Here is a 16309-nt window from a genome sequence, read left to right on the forward strand (position 1 = left end):
TTTTCTTGTTTTCTATCGATCGGGCACGAAGGGCTTGCCGAGCGAGGCGGGCGTGTTGATCAGCGTGGTGCGCCGATTGTGTGAAATCAGGACGAGGACGATCACCGTGGCGGCGTAGGGAAGCGCCGACAGGAATTGCGACGGGATACCGAGGCCGAGAGCCTGGGCATGCAGCTGGCTGATCGACACCGCGCCGAAGAGATAACCGCCCGCAAGCAGCCGCCAGGGCCGCCACGAGGCGAAGACGACGAGCGCCAGCGCGATCCAGCCGCGCCCGGCCGACATGTTCTCCACCCATTGCGGCGTATAGACCAGCGAGAGTTGCGCACCGGCAAGGCCGGCGCAGGCGCCGCCGAACATTACGGCGAGATAACGCGTGCGGATGACATGGATGCCGAGCGCATGCGCCGAGCCGTGGCTGTCGCCGATGGCGCGCAGCTTCAGGCCGGCGCGGCTCTTGAACAGGAACCAGTTGACGCCGAAGACCAGCGCGATCGACAGGTAGAAGATCAGGTCCTGCTTGAAGAGCAGCGGTCCGAGGACCGGAATGTCGGAAAGCAGCGGGATGACGATCGGTTGCAGCTTGATGCCCGACATGCCGACATAGGGCTCGCCGATCTGGCCGGAAACGCCGAGGCCGAGAATGGTGAGCGCGAGGCCGGTCGCCACCTGGTTGGCGACGAGCGTCAGGGTCAGGAAGCCGAAGAGCACGGAAAACAGCGCGCCGCAGGCGATGCCGGCGAGAATGCCGATATAGGGCGAACCCGTCGCCTGCGTGGCGGCGAAGGCGAGCACGGCGCCCATCACCATCATGCCCTCGACGCCGAGATTGAGCACGCCCGACCGTTCGGTGACGAGTTCGCCGAGGGACGCCAGCACCAGCGGCGTTGCGGCGGTGATGACGGTCAAGAGGATCGCCTCGATGATACCCATCAGTGCGCGCTCCCTTCCGTCGTCTGGCTGAACCGCGAGAAGACCAGCCGGATCCTGTATCGGATGAGCGTATCGCAGGAGAGCACGAAGAACAGCAGCAGCCCCTGGAAGACGCGCGTCACCTTGTCGGAGACGCCGAGCGTCAGCTGCACCGCCTCGCCCCCCACATAGGTCAGCGCCAGGAACAGGCCGGCGGCGATGATGCCGATCGGATTGAGGCGGCCAAGGAAGGCGACGATGATCGCGGTAAAGCCGTAGCCGGGCGAAATGATCGGCTGGAGCTTGCCGATCGTGCCGCTGACCTCGGAAATGCCGGCAAGCCCGGCCAGCGCGCCGGACAGCAGCATCGAAAACCAGATCATGCGCTTCGACGAGAAGCCGGCAAAGCGCCCTGCCCGCTCGGATTGGCCGAGCACGGTGATCTCGAAGCCTTTCAGCGTGTAGCGCATCATGATCCACAGCCCGACTGCGGCGATGATCGCGAAGGCGAAGCCGAGATTGGCGCGGCCGGAGGCGATCATTTCCGGAAGGATCGCTTCCGGCGCAAAATCCCGCGTCACCGGAAAATTATAGGCGTCCGGGCTGCGCCACGGCCCGCGCACCAGCCAGTCGAGGAAGAGCTGGGCGATATAGACCAGCATCAGGCTCGTCAGGATCTCGTTGGTGTTCATATGCGCCTTGAGAAAGGCGGGAATGCCGGCATAGAGCGCGCCGCCGACCATGCCGAAGATCAGCATCAGCGGCAGGACGAGCGACGAATGCCAGTCATGGAAGACGACGGGCACGATGGCGCCCGCAATGGCGCCGGCGATGAACTGCCCCTCGGCGCCGATATTCCAGTTGTTCGAGCGGTAGCACACCGAAAGCCCGACGCCGATCAGGATCAGGGGTGCTGCCTTGATGGCGATCTCGTGCAGCGACCAGATGTCGAGCAACGGCTCGATGAAGAAGGAGTAAAGTGCTGCGACCGGGCTCTTGCCGATGAGCGCGAACATGATGCCACCGGCCACCACCGTCAGCGCCAGCGCCAGGAACGGCGACAGGATGGAGAAGAGCGTCGAGGGATTGGCGCGTTTTTCGAGTTCAATGCGCATGGGCCACCTCGCCGCCTTCCGTCTTGCCGTACATGCCGCCCATCAAGAGACCGATCTTTTCGCGCGTCAGGTCGTGAGCCGGATAAACATCGGACAGCCGCCCCTCGCTGACGACGGCGATTTCCGTCGCCACTTCGAAGATTTCGTCGAGATCCTGGCTGATCACCAGCACCGCCGAGCCCGATTTGGCGAGATCCACCAGCGCCTGGCGGATACGGCTTGCGGCCCCCGCGTCGACGCCCCAGGTCGGCTGGTTGACGATCAGCACCGCCGGCTGGCGGTCCAGTTCGCGCCCGACGATGTATTTTTGCAGGTTGCCGCCGGAAAGCGAGCCGGCCGCCGGGTCATCGCCGCTCTTGCGCACGTCCATCGTCTCGGAAATGCGCTTGGAGGCGATGCGCACGACGGCGTGCCTGATAATGCCGAGCACGCCGCCGGCAAGGAAGGTTTTCCGGTCCGACTGGTTGCGCGCCAGCACGAGATTGTCCGACAGCGGCAAAGCCGGCACCGCGGCGTGGCCGTGGCGCTCCTCCGGCACGAAGCCCGCGCCCATCAGGCGCCGCGCCGTGATGCCGAGATTACCGGCGGCCTTGCCGCGAATGGCGACGGCGGAGGCTTCCGCCACCGGATATTCACCGGAGAGCGCGTCGAAAAGCTCGCCCTGCCCGTTGCCGGCTACGCCAGCGATTGCCAGCACTTCGCCGCCGCGGACCTTGAGACAGACATTCTTCAGCGCAACGGCAAAGGGCGTGCGCGCCGCCACGCTCAGATGGTTGGCTTCGAGCAGCACCTCGCCCTTGGTGTTGGTGCCGGCGGCCGTCACCGAGGCGACATCGCTGCCGACCATCATGCGGGCGAGCGAGGACGGCGTTTCCTGCCGCGGATCGCAGGCGCCGGTCACCTTGCCGTGGCGCAGCACGGTCGCGCGGTCGCAGATGCGCTGCACCTCTTCCAGCCGGTGGCTGATATAGAGCACCGAGCGGCCTTCGGCCTTCAGCTTGGCGAGCGTCTCGAACAGCCGGTCGGCCTCCTGCGGCGTCAGCACCGAGGTCGGTTCGTCGAGGATGATGAGTTCCGGGTTCTGCAACAGCGCGCGCACGATTTCGATGCGCTGGCGTTCGCCCACCGAAAGGTCGGCGACATGCGCCTTCGGATCGAGCGGCAGGCCGTAGAGATGGGACAGGCGCGAGGCCTCTTCCGCCACCTTGGACAGCGAGATGCCGGGGCTCAGCGACAGCGCGATGTTTTCCGCGACCGTCAGCGCCTCGAACAGCGAAAAATGCTGGAAAACCATGCCGATGCCGAGGCGCCGCGCGGCACCTGGGCTCGGGATGCGCACGGGCTCGCCCTTCCACAGGATCTGCCCGCTGGTCGGCGAAAGCACGCCGAAGAGCATTTTCACGAGGGTGGATTTACCGGCGCCGTTCTCGCCCAGCAGGGCGTGGATTTCGCCGGGCCGGATATCGAGATCGATGCCGTTGCATGCGGCAAACGAACCAAAAAGTTTCGTCAGGCTACGGACAGCCAGCAACGGGCTGCCCTCGGACGCTCCAACGGCTGACACTCTGCCCCTCTTTCCTGCGGTCTCAGCCCTCGCCGCCCATTCGGGTCGTGTCAGGGAATGAGCAACGTCGTTCCACTCGTTTTTCTTGCTTCCAGATCCGTGTGCGCCCGTCCTGCCTCGGACAACGGATAAGTCTGATTAATATTGATACGCACTTTGTTGCTTTGCACAATATCAAAGAGCGAGTTTGCACATGCATCGAGTGCATCGCGCGTCGGGATGTAGGCGAAGAGCGTCGGCCGCGTCGTGTAGAGCGAGCCCTTCTGCGCCAGGAGGCCGAGGTTGAAGGCATCGACGGCACCGGAGGAATTGCCGAAGCTGACGAACAGGCCGCGCGGCTTCAGGCAGTCCAGCGACTTCGGGAACGTGTCCTTGCCGACGGAATCGTAGACGACATCGACGCCCGCCCCGCCGGTCAGTTCGCGCACCCGCGCCACGAAGTCTTGCCTGCCGTAGTCGATGACGTGGTCGTAGCCATGCGCCAGCGCGAGATCGATCTTCGCCTGCGACCCCGCCGTGCCGATCACCGTTGCGCCGAGCGCCTTCGCCCACTGGCCGGCAATGAGGCCGACGCCGCCCGCGGCCGCATGAAACAGCAGCACGGTGCCCGGCTTCACCTGATAGGTCTGGAGCAGCAGGTACTGCGCCGTCATGCCCTTCAGCATCATGGCGGCCGCCGTTTCGAGCGAAATGCCCTCCGGCACCTTCACCAGATGTTTCGTCGCCACATTGCGTTCCGCCGCATAGGCGCCATCCGCCGAGGCATAGGCGACGCGGTCGCCGATGGCGAAATCCGTGACGCCCTCGCCGATCGCGGTGATCGTGCCGGCGCCCTCCTTGCCGGGAACGAAGGGCAGCTCCGTCTTGTAGAGGCCGGTGCGGAAATAGACGTCGATGAAGTTGAGGCCGATGGCGGCCTGCCTGATCTGCACCTCGCCGGGGCCGGGTGCCGCAAGCGGCACGTCCTCCAGCTTCAGGACTTCCGGTCCGCCGAGACTGCGGATGACAATCGCCTTGGTCATGCTGGTTCTCCCGAGTGTTGGCTACCGCCCGAGGCTGGGAAAGGCCTGCAGGACGGCGCCGATGACATAAAGATAGAGCCCCGTCGCTACGACACCCCAGACCACCCAGGCCGGCGTGTCGAAATGCAGCAGAAGCGCGTAGCCGCTGAGCAGCGCCCACAGGAAGAAGACGCCGAGGTTGATCGCCCTCAGCCGCTCGACGCGCACGGGATGCAGGAAATTGATCGGCATGAAGGTGAGGACGACGGAGACGAAGACGATGATCGACGCCGTCAATTCGCTTGCCTGGATGACGAAGAGCGTGAACACCACCATGTTCCAGACGACGGGAAAGCCGGAGAAGAAATATTCGTCCGTCTTCATGCCCATATCGGCATAATAGATCGCGCTGGAGACGACGATGGCGCCGGCCGCCACGAAGGACCACGGCTCGCCGATCATGCCGCTCTGGTAGAGCGCGAAGGCCGGCAGCAACACGTAGGTCACATAGTCGATGACATTGTCCAGCGTATCGCCGGACCAGTTCGGCAGCACTTCCTTGACCCGCACTTTTCGCGCGATCGGCCCGTCGATGCCGTCGACGACGAGCGCCAGGCCGAGCCACCAGAACATGTCGACGAAACGGTGTTCGGCCGCCGCCACGACGCCCAAGAAGGCGAGGAACGACCCGGATGCCGTCAGGATATGGACGGAAAAGGCACGGATTTCCGCGTAGGGCACGCGTTTGTAGTTGAAAAACTTCATTGCCTTTGGCTGTCCATCCCTTGAGGGGCTTTCATCGGCCGCAGTCCGCCGAACACGCCCTCTTACGCGGTCACAGCCGGTAATATGCATTGATTGCCCGGCATCGCCAGTAGAAATCGGCTTCCCGTCGGGTGGTTCCCTCGCCTGCGCCGATTCATCCCATGGAAATTGCCTCTTTGCGGGCCTAGTCTTCCCGCAGTAGAAGCACCCAAATCTGTGGGTAACACTTCGCTGCTTCGGAGGTCGGTCATGAAGGAATTCGATATCGCGATCGTCGGCGCTGGCCTTGCCGGCAACCTTGCCGCCCTCGCGCTCGCCGATTCGGGGCGGAAGGTCGCGCTCATCGCCCCGCCGACGCGCGCCGCCGATGGCCGCACGACGGCGCTGATGGACCAGTCGATCGCCTTCCTGAAGGCCCTTGGCCTCTGGGACGAGATCGCCCGCCATGCCGCCGCCCTCGAGACCATGCAGATCCTCGACGGCACGACGCGACTGTTGCGCGCGCCCCCGGTCGCCTTCCGCTCCAGCGAGGTCGGCCTTGCCGCCTTCGGCTACAACATTCCGAATGCGCCCTTCCTCGACGTGCTGAACACGCGGATCATCGCCCGTGAAAACATCGTCCGGCTGGAAAGCGGCGTGACGGCCGCCACCGCCTTCGAGCACGGCGTCGAACTCGTGCTCGACGACGGCGAACGCGTCACGGCGCGCCTCGTCGTCGGCGCCGACGGCAGGAAATCGAAGATCCGCGACAGCGCCGGCATCGCCGTCCGCGCCTGGTCCTATCCGCAGGCCGCCCTCGTGCTCAATTTTGCGCATGAGCGGCCGCACGGCAATGTCTCGACGGAGTTCCACACGGAAAGCGGTCCTTTCACCCAGGTCCCCCTGCCCGGCCGCCGTTCCAGCCTCGTCTGGGTCCTGCCGCCGAAGGAGGCGGCGCGGCTCTGCGAACTCCCCGTCATCGAGCTTAGTCGTGCCGTGGAAGAGCGCATGCAATCCATGCTCGGCAAGGTCACCGTCGAAGGCACGCCGCAGAGTTTCCCGCTCTCCGGCATGACGGCCCGGCATTTCGGCAAGGGCCGTTTCGTGCTGGTGGGCGAAGCCGCGCACGCCTTCCCGCCGATCGGCGCCCAGGGCCTCAATCTCAGCCTGCGCGACATCATAGCGCTGAAGGACCTCATCCCGGAGGGCGATGACGGCATCGGCGAGCGCTTCGATCGGAAGCGCCAGGCGGACATTCGTACGCGCACCATGAGCGTCGACCTGCTCAACCGCTCGCTGCTGTCCGACTTCCTGCCCGTGCAGTTCCTGCGCTCGGCGGGCCTGCACCTGCTCTCGGCACTCGGGCCGCTGCGCAGCATCGTCATGCGCGAGGGCATCGAGCCCGGCGGCTCGCTAAAAGCGTTTCGCGACGGTTTACGGGAACGGGTCGCCCGCAAGCAGGCCTGATTTGATCAGGTAGAGCAGGATCGTCACGGTCGCGACGGAGAGCACCGTCGTGATCAGGATCGTCGCGGAGGCCCGCTCCTGCCACACGCCATATTGCTGGCCGATGACAAACACGTTCGTCGCCGTCGGAAGTGCCGCGAGCAGGACGGCGGTGAACACCCAGACCGGATCGAAATTGCCCGCAAGGCCGAGCACGAAATACATGGTAACCGGCAGCAGCAGCAGTTTCGCCGGCACGATATAGCCGATCTCCATCGGCACGCGCTTCAAGGGCCGCAGCGCCAACGTGACGCCCATGGCGAAAAGCGCGCAAGGCGCCGCCGCCTGGGCCAGATAGTCGATCAATCGTTGCAGCGGCGCCGGCGGCTCGAAGCCGGCGAAGGCCGCGACAAAGCCCGCCGCCGTGGCGATGATGAAGGGATGCGTGACGATCTTGTGCACGATCCCGCCGGCAATCTGCATCGCCGGCCGCTTCTCCCCGCCGGCCAGCGCCATCAGCGCCGGCGCGACCATGAAGTGCAGCATGTTTTCGAAGCAGAAGACCAGCGCCACCGGCACTGCCGCCGGCTCCCCGAACGCCAGCAGCGCCAGGCCCGGTCCCATATAGCCGATATTGCCATAGGCGGCCGCCAGCCCCTGGATCGTCGCCTCGCCGATCGTCGCGCGCCGCAGCCACAGCCCGACGGCGAAGACGAGGCCGAAGATCAGGTAGGTTGCGCTGATATTGGCGACGATGAAATCGACGCGCGTCAGCTGCTCGATCGGCGTCTTGGCCACCAGCTTGAAGAACAAGGCGGGCAGCGCGATGTAGATGATGAAGGTATTGAGCCAGCCGAGCGCCTCGACCGGCTGCCGGGTGATCTTCGCGACCACGTAACCCAGCAGGATCATGCCGAAGAACGGCAGGACCAGTCCGATGATGTCAGCCATGCGCCGTCGTCGAGTCCCGCTTGCCGAGGATGATACCCCGGACTAGCCGATTTGCGAGAGAATGGGAAATGTTTGCTGGAACCAGATGGCGACCGCGCTGATATAGCCGAAGATGAAGGCAAGGCCCGTCAGGATGAGCAGTACGCCCATCACCTTCTCCACCGCGCCGAGATGACGGCGGAACCGCACGAGGAAGCGCATGAAGGCGCCCGAAAAGCCGGCCGCGATCCAGAACGGCACCGCAAGCCCAAGCGAATAGACCGCCAGCAGCGCCGCGCCGTCGCCGACCGTCTCGCGCGCCGCCGCCACGCCGAGGATCGCCCCCAGCACCGGCCCGATGCACGGCGTCCAGCCGAAGGCGAAAGCGAGCCCCATGATATAGGCGCCCGACGCCGTCGCCGGCTTGCCGCCACCCTGGAAGCGCGCCTCGCGAGAAAAAAGCCCGATGCGCAGCAGCCCGAGAAAATGCAGCCCCATCAGGATGATGACGACACCACCGATCTGCGCGAGGATGTCGAGATGCCGGCGCAAGACCATGCCGATCGTCGAGGCGCCGGCGCCGAGCGCCACGAAGACCGTCGCAAAGCCGAGCGTGAAGCAGAAGGCGGCGAGCAGCACGGCGCCGCGCGTATCGCGGCGCACCGCCACCGCATCGTTGCCGCGAAACTGCTCGACCGAAATGCCCGCCATGTAACAGAGATAGGGCGGCACGAGCGGCAGAACGCAAGGCGACAGAAACGACAGCGCCCCGGCCAGAAGCGCGCTCAACAGGGAAATATCGGCGATCGACAAGGGTTACTCCGCGACGGCGAACCGGAACCGGCCAAGACCTTCCTTACGGCCTCGCCAGCTTCCGCATGTGCGCCTTCTGATATCCCCCGCCACCCCCTCCTGCCAATCACCTTTTGGGGAACGCGGCGAAATGCAGCAAAACCTGTTTTTCGCCGCATTTTACGGGTTGACCCGGCAAACCCTCCTGCCTATGTTCCGCGCACTTCCGCGGGGCACATCTGCACCGCCTGGGAGCGTGTAGCTCAGCCGGTAGAGCAACTGACTTTTAATCAGTAGGTCCAGGGTTCGAATCCCTGCGCGCTCACCACGAAAAACCTCTCGCATACCGTCCCGTAATCTCGATGACGCCGTTGAGAACCGGCCGCGGCGCTTTTTCAGTAGATCGTGTATTTCAGCAATCCCAGCGACCAGTTCACGCTGCGGTTCTCGGTGTCCCTTGTCCAGGTCTGCTTCAGCGTGCCGGCGATGTCGGCGATGGTGGTTCGGGCGTCGAGTTCCTTGGTCAGGCCGTAGTCGTTGGGGGCGACCTTGGTGAGGTCGACGTCGTCGGCGACGACGATGGCGACGAGCACGTTTTCGCTCGGGCCTTCGGCCTCGAAGTCGAAACCGTAATAGTCGTCCGGGATGGTGATCGGCATGTTCGCGGTGAGCGGCGTGATCTTCTGGGCGGATTCGTTCGGAAAAATCTGGGTCGCCTTGCCGTCCTTGGCGACGTCGTAGAGAATGAGGTGGCCGCCGGTGCTGCTGGTCACGGTGATCTGGAAGACGTCGCCGTTCTTCAGATAGTCGGACGAAAGCGCGACCTTGACGTCGCCGGTCTGGGGCTTGCCGAGAATGTCGCCGACGGCATCGACCGGGTCGGCGGCGACATAGGCGGTCTGCTGCGTGTTCTCGACCTTCACCTCCTCGACCTTGCCGTAGTCGGGCGTCTGTTGCTGCGTCTGCTGGGCGGTCGTGTCGGCGGTGGGTGTGGAGGCGCTGGCGCCGAGCAGTGCGTAATTGACCTCCAGTTGGGGATCGAGGCCCTGGCATTGCGTCTGCGCGGCGCAATAGGTCTGCGACTGCTTCTTCACATATTCGAGCAGCTCGGCATTGGAGACGATGCCGTTGCCGTTGCTGTCGGCGGCGGCGACATCGTGGCCGTTCACATAGGAGAGCGTGAAGACGCCGTGGCGCTCTTCCGGCGGCAGGCGCGTATCGTCCCAGGCGACCTGGTAGGAGGACGCGGCACTCCAGGCTTCCACGCCGTTCTGCTTGGCGATATCCGGCTTGTCGACCACGGCGACGTCGATGCGCAGGCCGCGCATCTTCACCGCATCCACGGGCTTGGCGAAGGGGCGCGGCAGGAAGCGAGCGCTTTCCAGCGCCTCGCCGACATCCGTCGAGAGCGAGCGGGAAATGGTGCCGGAATGGCAGGCGTCGATGACGATGGAGACGGCGCGGTCCTTCAGCTTGACCAGCATCGCGTCGATCTCGTCGTCGAGAATGACATTGGTCCAGTCGCCATCGCCGGCGGCGATATCGAAGGTGGAAAGCGCCTCGTCGAGCCCGTCCTCCTCGTCGCCGCTGACATCCTTCACCTGGAGGCCGTGACCGGAGAAGTAGAAATAGACGCGGTCGCCCGGCTGCGTGCCGTTGACGAGCCATTCGTCGATGCTGGCGAGGATCGCGGCGCGGGTCGCATCCTTGTCCAGCAGCACGCGGATCGATTCCGGTGCAAAGCCTTGTTTTTCCTTTAGCAGCTTCTCGATCAGCGGCACGTCGTTCTTCGGCCCTTCGAGAAACATCTTTTCGGGCAGCGTGGCATAGGTGCCGATGCCGATCAGGAGTGCCTTGTCGGCGGCGTGGACACCTGAGAACAGGCAGAGCGAAAGAAGAAGGGCTGCCGCGTAACGGATCATCAGAGCGTTTCCCGCGTATAGAGAGGTTGGATGGCGACACTTGCCTCCTTGCCGTCGAGCCGTGTCAACAGCGCCTTCAGCAGGGTTTCAGACGTCACGCTGCGGTCGGCGAGCACCGCACCGATCGCGTCCACCGGCTCGGCGGTCCAGATCGTGATGAGGTGGTCGGCGCCGAAGGGTTTGACGATCTCGACATCGGTCAGCTTGAACTGCGAGCTGCTGGTGCCGGCCGCCTGCATGTCGAGGAACTGCACCTCGCCCGTATTGGCGAGGTTGAAGACCAGCATGTTCGGATAGCGGCCGGGCGGCGCGTCGAAGCGCAGGCGCGTGCCGGCGGCATAGATGTCCTTGACCGGCGTCAGCGAAACGGAGCCTGGATTCTGGCTCGCCAGCGCCTTCAGGAAATCGAGCAGGACATATTTGTCGACCACGGACTGGATGCGCTCCGCGTCGACGTTTTCCGCCGCGACGTCGCCGTTCGGCGTGTAGAAGACGCCGCTTGCCACATCCCAGCGGAAGGGCGTGCCGGTACCGTCGGCATTCTTCGGCTTGTCGCCGGCGCCGTCGATCTGCAAGGCGATATTGCCGGTCCAGCCGAGGTCTTTTGCGGATTTGATGGTCTTTTCGGCGACCGGCGTCGTGGCGCCGTTGTCGGCCGTCTGCGTCGTCGTGCCGTTGTTGACCGGAATGCCGCGCGTCAGCGTGACGACGACCTCGCTCTCCGAGCGCGCCACCTGCGGCATGAAATTCGGCACCTGCAAGGCTTCCGAGCGGTTTTTCACGTTCGAGAAGATGTAGTCTTCGAGCTCGATGCGCGTGATGATGCCGTTGCCGTCGCGGTCGGCGCTGCCTTCCACCGCGCGGGCGAAACTCCAGCTGAGCGCGCCGCGCGGCTCGCCGTCGATGATGACCTCCGGCGTCGGCTGGCTTTCCAGCGACGCGGCCAGAACCGTCACCTGCTTGAAGTCGATGTCCTTGAGGTTCGCGCCGGCAATCGCCTCCTGCGAGGGCGGCGCGAGCTTCACCGTGACGGCGGGCGCCAGCCGGGTCTTGCCGGTGACCGAGCGGCTCATGCCGCCGGAAAAGCAGCTGTCGGAAACGAAGAGCACATGCACGCCCTTGCCTTCCGCTTCGCCGAACCAGGCGTTCATCTCGTTGTCGACGATGATTTCCTTGGACGTCTCCTCGTAGCGATTGCGGTCGAAGCCCGGCAGCTGGAGGAATTCGTCGAGCCCGTCCGCCTCGTCGCCGGCAATGAGCTCGGGCATCTGCGCGCCGTGGCCGGCATAGGTGAAGATGATCGTGTCGCCGGAGGCGGCCTGCGCCACCATGTCGGTCCAGGCCTTGCGGATATCGTCCTTGCGGGCCTCGGCATTGGTGAATTTCGTGACCGTGAAGCCCGCCGCACTCATCGCGCGATAGACGTCTTCTGCGTCGCGCACCGCGCCATCGAGGCTGACATCGTTCGGATATTGGTCGACGCCGACGACGAGCGCGAAGGTCTGCGCCGCGAAGGCGGGACCCGGCAGGGCGACGGCGAGGGAAAGCGCCAGCAATCGAGGCAGCATTTTCATCATTCCACGTCCACTTCCACGCGGCGATGCAGCTGGTTCATCGTATCCGTATCGTAGGCGCTGGCATCGTCCGGCTTGAAGGGCTGGTCCTCGCCCTTGCCCTCGGTGGTGATCGCGCCCGCATAACCGGCGGTGGAGAGATAGGATTTCAGCGTCTCGGCGCGGGCGAGCGAGAGCTTGTAGTTAGCGTCCGCCGAGCCGACGGGGTCGGTGTGGCCGATCAGCTTGATCGAACCGGGCTTCATCGCCTTCAGGCATTCCGCCAGGTCTTTTGCCGCCTCGACGCCCTCGGGCGTGAAATCCGCCGTGCCGAAGACATAGCGCACCGGGGTCGACTTCTTCTTGATCTTGACGCCGCGGAAGGAGACCTTGCAGCCGCCGCGCATGGCGAGTTGCACCGGCCGGGGCGAGGCAAGCCGCATTTCGCCCGCGAGCTTGTCGAGCCGCAGGATGTACTGCTCGTCCGGCGCCATCCAGTCCGGCGTCATCGTCTCGTTCGAGCCGTCTTCCAGCGCCAGCTGGTAGAAGCGCGCGGCCTGTTCGTAATCCTTGCGATCGCGGGCAAGGTCGCCGAGCGCGTCATAGACCTGCCAGGGGCCGCCATACTGGCGCTGGAGGTCTTCCAGTTCCTGCTGGTGATCGGCAAGTTTTCCGCCGCTGCCGACGGTGGTCGCGATGCGGTTGAAGGCGGTGAGCGAGGCGACGCGGCCGGTCAGCGTGCGCTCGTTGGCGCTGCAATTGGCCGTGCTCGCCGTCTCGGCGATGGAGCGGGCCTTCTGCTCGTCGCCCGCATTGAACGCTTCGACGACGCCGGTGAAGGCATCGCAGGCGGCCGCGGCCGGGGCGGCTCCGGCCATTACGAAGAGTGTCATCGCCAGGGATCGCATCAGCATTGTCGGTCCAGCCCTCATGTCGTCGTGGAAAGATCGGGCAGGGATCCAAAGACCCCTGCCCCGTTTGTCACTTGATCTCGAAGGTCACCATCTGGAGACCGCTTGCCCCGTTGTCCTTATCGGCCTGCTTGGCGAGATTGATGGCGAGGCCGCGCGTCAGCGGCTGCTTCGAGTTGGCGACCAGTTCCTTGGCCTTTTCGGCCGTCAGTTTCTGGTCACCGAGACCGCCGATCTTGCAGAAGGCGATCATCGTTTCGCCGGGCGACGGCGAATCGAAGGTCAGGTTACCCGTTCCCGGCTGCGGGATCAGGCGTTTTTCGCCGGCATTCAGCGTCGTCGAGCCGATCATCACATCCGGCACGATTTCGACATTGCCGGTGTCTTCGACATACATCAGCTGAAGTTCGCAGGCGTGGTTGGTGCTGAGTTCGAAGCTCAGATAATCCCCGACCTTGGCGCTTGTCGATGCCACATGCACGGCAAGTTTCACCTTGTCGGCCTGCGCCTTGTCCTCCTGCTTGTAGGCCGGCACGACGTAAGCGGTGTTGGCGGTCGCCCCGGCATACTGGTCGCCCGTCGCCTGGCCTTGTGTCGCCTGGCCCTGCGTCTGCTGCTGGTAGGCGTCGTTGTTGACGGCCTGCTCCTGCTTCTGCTCGGGCTGCTGGTAGCCGGCATTGTTGTCGACCGGCTGCTGGTAGGCATCAGCCGTCTGGCCCGCATTGGCATCAGGGTTGACGCCCCGCTTCAGCGGATCGAGCTGGAGCAGCGGTTGCAGCATGAAGGCAAATTGCTCCTCGACCTCGACGCGCGGGATCGTGGCGCCCGATTCGAGCGTTGCGACCCAGTCGATGCCGATGCGCAGCGCATTGACGTCGGTGAGGCGACGGATGTCGGACGAAAACTCCTCCGGCGTCATGTCGAACTCCGCCGCCAGCTGCTCGAAGTTCAGCTCGTCCTCATACTTGTCGGCGAAGTAGGTGAAGATCTCGGCACCGCCGGGAGCCTTCAGGCTGGTCAGGCCGCCACCCGAGGTCGGCTCGGTGATGCCGAGGCGATCGAGGGCCGCGACGAAGCGGTCCGTGTCACGCTTGTAGACCTCGTTCAGCTCCTCCTGCGGCACGTAGACGGCGAGCAGCTCGTCCTGCTGGTCCTTGGAGAACAGCGTGGACGTTTCGATATGCTCGCGCAGCTGGTCGCGCTTAGAGAGGATGCCGTCGAAGTGGCAGTCGAAGCACGAGCGGGCATTGATGATCTCGACGCCCTTGCCGATCGGCCGCTTGCGGAAGGAGACGATCGCCGTCGGGCCGATGTCGAGCTGGTCGCCCTTGTCGGTCGAGAGATAGTAGCCCTGCATGCCGTTCGGAAGCGAGAAGATCATTTCGCCGCCGTCATGATCGAAGGGTTCCAGGCCGGCCTTCAGGCGAACGCCCTCCGGACCCGCGGGGAAGCGCTTCAGCACCTGCTTGCCGACGTCGCCGGCAAAGTCATAGGACTTCCAGTAGTAGCCGCCGAACGGCATGTCGTGCCGTTCCAGCATGCGGTTGTGGTCGGATACGCCCGAGGAACCATCCGCAAAGCCTGCGCGAACGATACGGCGGCGTTCGATGTTCTGGTCGACCGGCACCCCGAAGCGCTTTTCGAGTTCGGCGATATTGGTCGGCAGCTTCATCAGGCGGTTATAGACCTTCGGCCGTGCGCCGTTGCTCATGAACCAGTCGACACGCATGATCGGCAGCTGCGTCTGCGTCGCCTTGGCCAGCGAGTGCAGCTGCGCATCGCTCTGCGGGTCGACGCCGTAGAAATACTCGTTGATCAGGAAGTTGTAGTCGTCCTCGCTCCATTCGAGATCGCGCAGGTCGACGCGCACGAGCAGGCCGTCGGTCCCCTCGACTTCTTCCGGAAGCACGAGTTCCGGCCCGTAGGAGAGCGAGTTGAGCAGTTTCTTGAAGCCGCCGGCGAGAACCTTCATGCGCTTCAGGAAGGTCTCGTGCGATTCGCAGCTCATCATGCCGTTGTACTGGTCGCGATAGCTGAAGTAGCGCATGAACGGCTGGTTGTGTTCGTCGACCTTGGAGATGTCGCGCAGCGCCAGTTCGACGAAATCGAGATATTTCAGCATCGGCCGCGAGCGCTTGGCTTCCGTCGCGGCGACAGCCGTCGGGATATCCGACTGGTTCAGCGAGTTGATCCAGGTGGCGAGGCTCTGCACTTCTTCGTCGCTAGGACGCTTGCCGAGCGGCATGCGGCCGCTGGTGACGCTGGTATAGAGCAGCGACTTGGCGGCATCGCCGGGTGTCACGAAGGCCGGATTGGCGGCGATCGAGGCAAGGTCGCCCGCCGGGAAGGACCCTTGCGAGCTTTCGCCCGGGCCGTGGCAGTTGCGGCAATATTTGCCGATGAAGGCATCGGCGGCGGAAGCGGATTCCGCGTTGCCACCGCCGGCACTCAGCGCCGTTTCAGGCGTCGATTCGCTGCAGACAGGCGTTTGGCTCTGCTCGACAGGTGCCTCAACCGGTATCTCGCGATCCGCAAGGAACGCGTACATGGCCTGCTTGTCCTCGTCGGGCAGCGTCGAAAGGCCCTGGGCGATGCGCCGCATGACTGGATCGGACAGCGGCGAACCGGAGAGCTTCTTGCCCTCGTCGATCAACCCCTTGGTGAAGACGGTATGCGAAGCAAGACCGCTGATGCGGGCCTTTGTGATATCCGGCGCGACCGCGCCGGTCAGGCCCTTCTCGCCCTCATAGGCGCGGGTGAGATCAAGACCGTAGGTCGTGGTGCGCGGCGTGTGGCAATCGCCGCAGCCGCCGACATTCTCGATCAGGTAGCGGCCGCGCTCCATCTGCGTTTCCTCGCGCGGCTGGAAGGCCTGCACGGTGAAATGGCTGCGCTTCCAGAGCGTGATCGTCGTCTGGCGGCTGAACGGGAAGGCGATCTCGTGTTCCTTCGAGGCGGCATCCGATTGCGGCAGCGAATCGATGTAGGCCTTGATGTCCAGCACGTCCTCCGGCTTCATGCCGCCGTAGGACGTATAGGGCATGACCGGATAGAGGTTGTCGCCGTTCTTCTTGAGGCCGACCATCACTGCGTTCAGGAAGTCAGCATTGGACCAGCCGCCGATGCCGTTCGGATGGGCGGAAATGTTCGGCGCGAAGAACTTTCCGATCGCCGTCTGCATTTCCATGCCGCCCGAAAGCAGTTCGATATTGTCGCCTGAGCCATGGCAGGCGCCGCAGCCGGCGGCGCCGAACAGGATCTTGCCGTTATCGGCATTCGCCTGGTAGGTGCCATAGGCGTCGGCCGCGAACTGGTCGATGGCATAGGCCCCCGCGGGACAGAAAAGTGCCAATGCAAGGCCGAGAGCGGCCACAAGCCTGGCGCCGGGACGGACAAATGATGTCTTGAACATGCGCATG

12 protein-coding genes and 1 tRNA gene are annotated in these 16309 nt (G+C 64.3%); 2 read left to right on the plus strand and 11 right to left on the minus strand.

Annotation, left to right across the window (positions count from 1 at the left end):
- Positions 1-12 precede the first annotated feature (12 nt).
- Genes VGN93_RS01270 through pcsA form a run of 5 tightly spaced genes read right to left on the minus strand, consistent with a single transcriptional unit; the run spans position 13 to position 5357 of the window.
- Positions 13-933, minus strand: a complete 921-nt coding sequence (locus tag VGN93_RS01270; protein WP_327506013.1) for an ABC transporter permease — start codon at positions 931-933, stop codon at positions 13-15.
- Positions 933-2027: an ABC transporter permease gene (locus VGN93_RS01275; protein ID WP_327506014.1), complete on the minus strand. Its 1095-nt coding sequence runs from the start codon at positions 2025-2027 to the stop codon at positions 933-935. The genes VGN93_RS01270 and VGN93_RS01275 overlap by 1 nt, the downstream gene beginning before the upstream one ends.
- Positions 2017-3591, minus strand: a complete 1575-nt coding sequence (locus VGN93_RS01280; RefSeq protein WP_327506015.1) for an ABC transporter ATP-binding protein — start codon at positions 3589-3591, stop codon at positions 2017-2019. The genes VGN93_RS01275 and VGN93_RS01280 overlap by 11 nt, the downstream gene beginning before the upstream one ends.
- Positions 3592-3641: 50 nt before the next feature.
- On the minus strand, positions 3642-4613 hold the full coding sequence (locus VGN93_RS01285) for a quinone oxidoreductase (RefSeq protein WP_327506016.1): 972 nt from the start codon (positions 4611-4613) through the stop codon (positions 3642-3644).
- Between the two features lie 21 nt (positions 4614-4634).
- The gene (gene pcsA / locus VGN93_RS01290) at positions 4635-5357 is read right to left on the minus strand and encodes a phosphatidylcholine synthase (RefSeq protein ID WP_319323705.1); all 723 of its coding nucleotides are present in this window, start codon (positions 5355-5357) and stop codon (positions 4635-4637) included.
- A gap of 249 nt (positions 5358-5606) precedes the next feature.
- On the opposite strand from pcsA, the gene VGN93_RS01295 reads away from it, so the two are divergent.
- A complete protein-coding gene (locus tag VGN93_RS01295; RefSeq protein ID WP_327506017.1) occupies positions 5607-6803 on the plus strand; it encodes a UbiH/UbiF family hydroxylase in 1197 nt (398 codons plus the stop codon).
- Here VGN93_RS01295 and VGN93_RS01300 read toward each other — a convergent pair.
- Together VGN93_RS01300 and VGN93_RS01305 are read right to left on the minus strand one after the other, a co-directional pair.
- Positions 6771-7733: an AEC family transporter gene (locus VGN93_RS01300; RefSeq protein WP_327506018.1), complete on the minus strand. Its 963-nt coding sequence runs from the start codon at positions 7731-7733 to the stop codon at positions 6771-6773. The two genes, VGN93_RS01295 and VGN93_RS01300, sit on opposite strands and share 33 nt — an antisense overlap.
- A 42-nt stretch (positions 7734-7775) precedes the next feature.
- The gene (locus VGN93_RS01305; RefSeq protein ID WP_327506019.1) at positions 7776-8525 is read right to left on the minus strand and encodes a cytochrome c biogenesis CcdA family protein; all 750 of its coding nucleotides are present in this window, start codon (positions 8523-8525) and stop codon (positions 7776-7778) included.
- Positions 8526-8756: 231 nt separating this feature from the next.
- On the opposite strand from VGN93_RS01305, the gene VGN93_RS01310 reads away from it, so the two are divergent.
- Positions 8757-8832, plus strand: a tRNA-Lys gene (locus VGN93_RS01310).
- A gap of 67 nt (positions 8833-8899) precedes the next feature.
- On the opposite strand, the gene VGN93_RS01315 is transcribed toward VGN93_RS01310, so the two are convergent.
- The 4 genes from VGN93_RS01315 to VGN93_RS01330 all read right to left on the minus strand — a co-directional run bounded on the left by VGN93_RS01315 (position 8900) and on the right by VGN93_RS01330 (position 16308).
- Positions 8900-10426, minus strand: a complete 1527-nt coding sequence (locus VGN93_RS01315; RefSeq protein ID WP_327506020.1) for a caspase family protein — start codon at positions 10424-10426, stop codon at positions 8900-8902.
- Positions 10426-12003: a caspase family protein gene (locus VGN93_RS01320; RefSeq protein WP_327506021.1), complete on the minus strand. Its 1578-nt coding sequence runs from the start codon at positions 12001-12003 to the stop codon at positions 10426-10428. Before VGN93_RS01320 ends, VGN93_RS01315 begins: the two co-directional genes overlap by 1 nt.
- Positions 12000-12893 carry an OmpA family protein gene (locus tag VGN93_RS01325; protein ID WP_327506022.1) on the minus strand — a complete coding sequence of 298 codons (894 nt, stop codon included), beginning with the start codon at positions 12891-12893 and terminating at the stop codon, positions 12000-12002. Before VGN93_RS01325 ends, VGN93_RS01320 begins: the two co-directional genes overlap by 4 nt.
- Positions 12894-12960: 67 nt before the next feature.
- Complete coding sequence (locus VGN93_RS01330) at positions 12961-16308, minus strand: c-type cytochrome (protein WP_327506023.1); 3348 nt, start codon at positions 16306-16308, stop codon at positions 12961-12963.
- Position 16309: the final 1 nt, after the last annotated feature.

The sequence above is a fragment of the Shinella sp. genome, from assembly GCF_035998705.1.
Classification (GTDB): Bacteria; Pseudomonadota; Alphaproteobacteria; order Rhizobiales; family Rhizobiaceae; genus Shinella.

Excerpts from the sequence above, each read along its gene's own strand:
- pcsA (WP_319323705.1), bottom strand. The coding sequence starts at position 5,357 with ATGAAGTTTTTCAACTACAAACGCGTGCCCTACGCGGAAATCCGTGCC.
- VGN93_RS01270 (WP_327506013.1), bottom strand. The coding sequence starts at position 933 with ATGGGTATCATCGAGGCGATCCTCTTGACCGTCATCACCGCCGCAACG.
- VGN93_RS01300 (WP_327506018.1), bottom strand. The coding sequence starts at position 7,733 with ATGGCTGACATCATCGGACTGGTCCTGCCGTTCTTCGGCATGATCCTG.
- VGN93_RS01285 (WP_327506016.1), bottom strand. The coding sequence starts at position 4,613 with ATGACCAAGGCGATTGTCATCCGCAGTCTCGGCGGACCGGAAGTCCTG.
- VGN93_RS01275 (WP_327506014.1), bottom strand. The coding sequence starts at position 2,027 with ATGCGCATTGAACTCGAAAAACGCGCCAATCCCTCGACGCTCTTCTCC.
- VGN93_RS01320 (WP_327506021.1), bottom strand. The coding sequence starts at position 12,003 with ATGATGAAAATGCTGCCTCGATTGCTGGCGCTTTCCCTCGCCGTCGCC.
- VGN93_RS01325 (WP_327506022.1), bottom strand. The coding sequence starts at position 12,893 with ATGCTGATGCGATCCCTGGCGATGACACTCTTCGTAATGGCCGGAGCC.
- VGN93_RS01315 (WP_327506020.1), bottom strand. The coding sequence starts at position 10,426 with ATGATCCGTTACGCGGCAGCCCTTCTTCTTTCGCTCTGCCTGTTCTCA.
- VGN93_RS01330 (WP_327506023.1), bottom strand. The coding sequence starts at position 16,308 with ATGCGCATGTTCAAGACATCATTTGTCCGTCCCGGCGCCAGGCTTGTG.
- VGN93_RS01295 (WP_327506017.1), top strand. The coding sequence starts at position 5,607 with ATGAAGGAATTCGATATCGCGATCGTCGGCGCTGGCCTTGCCGGCAAC.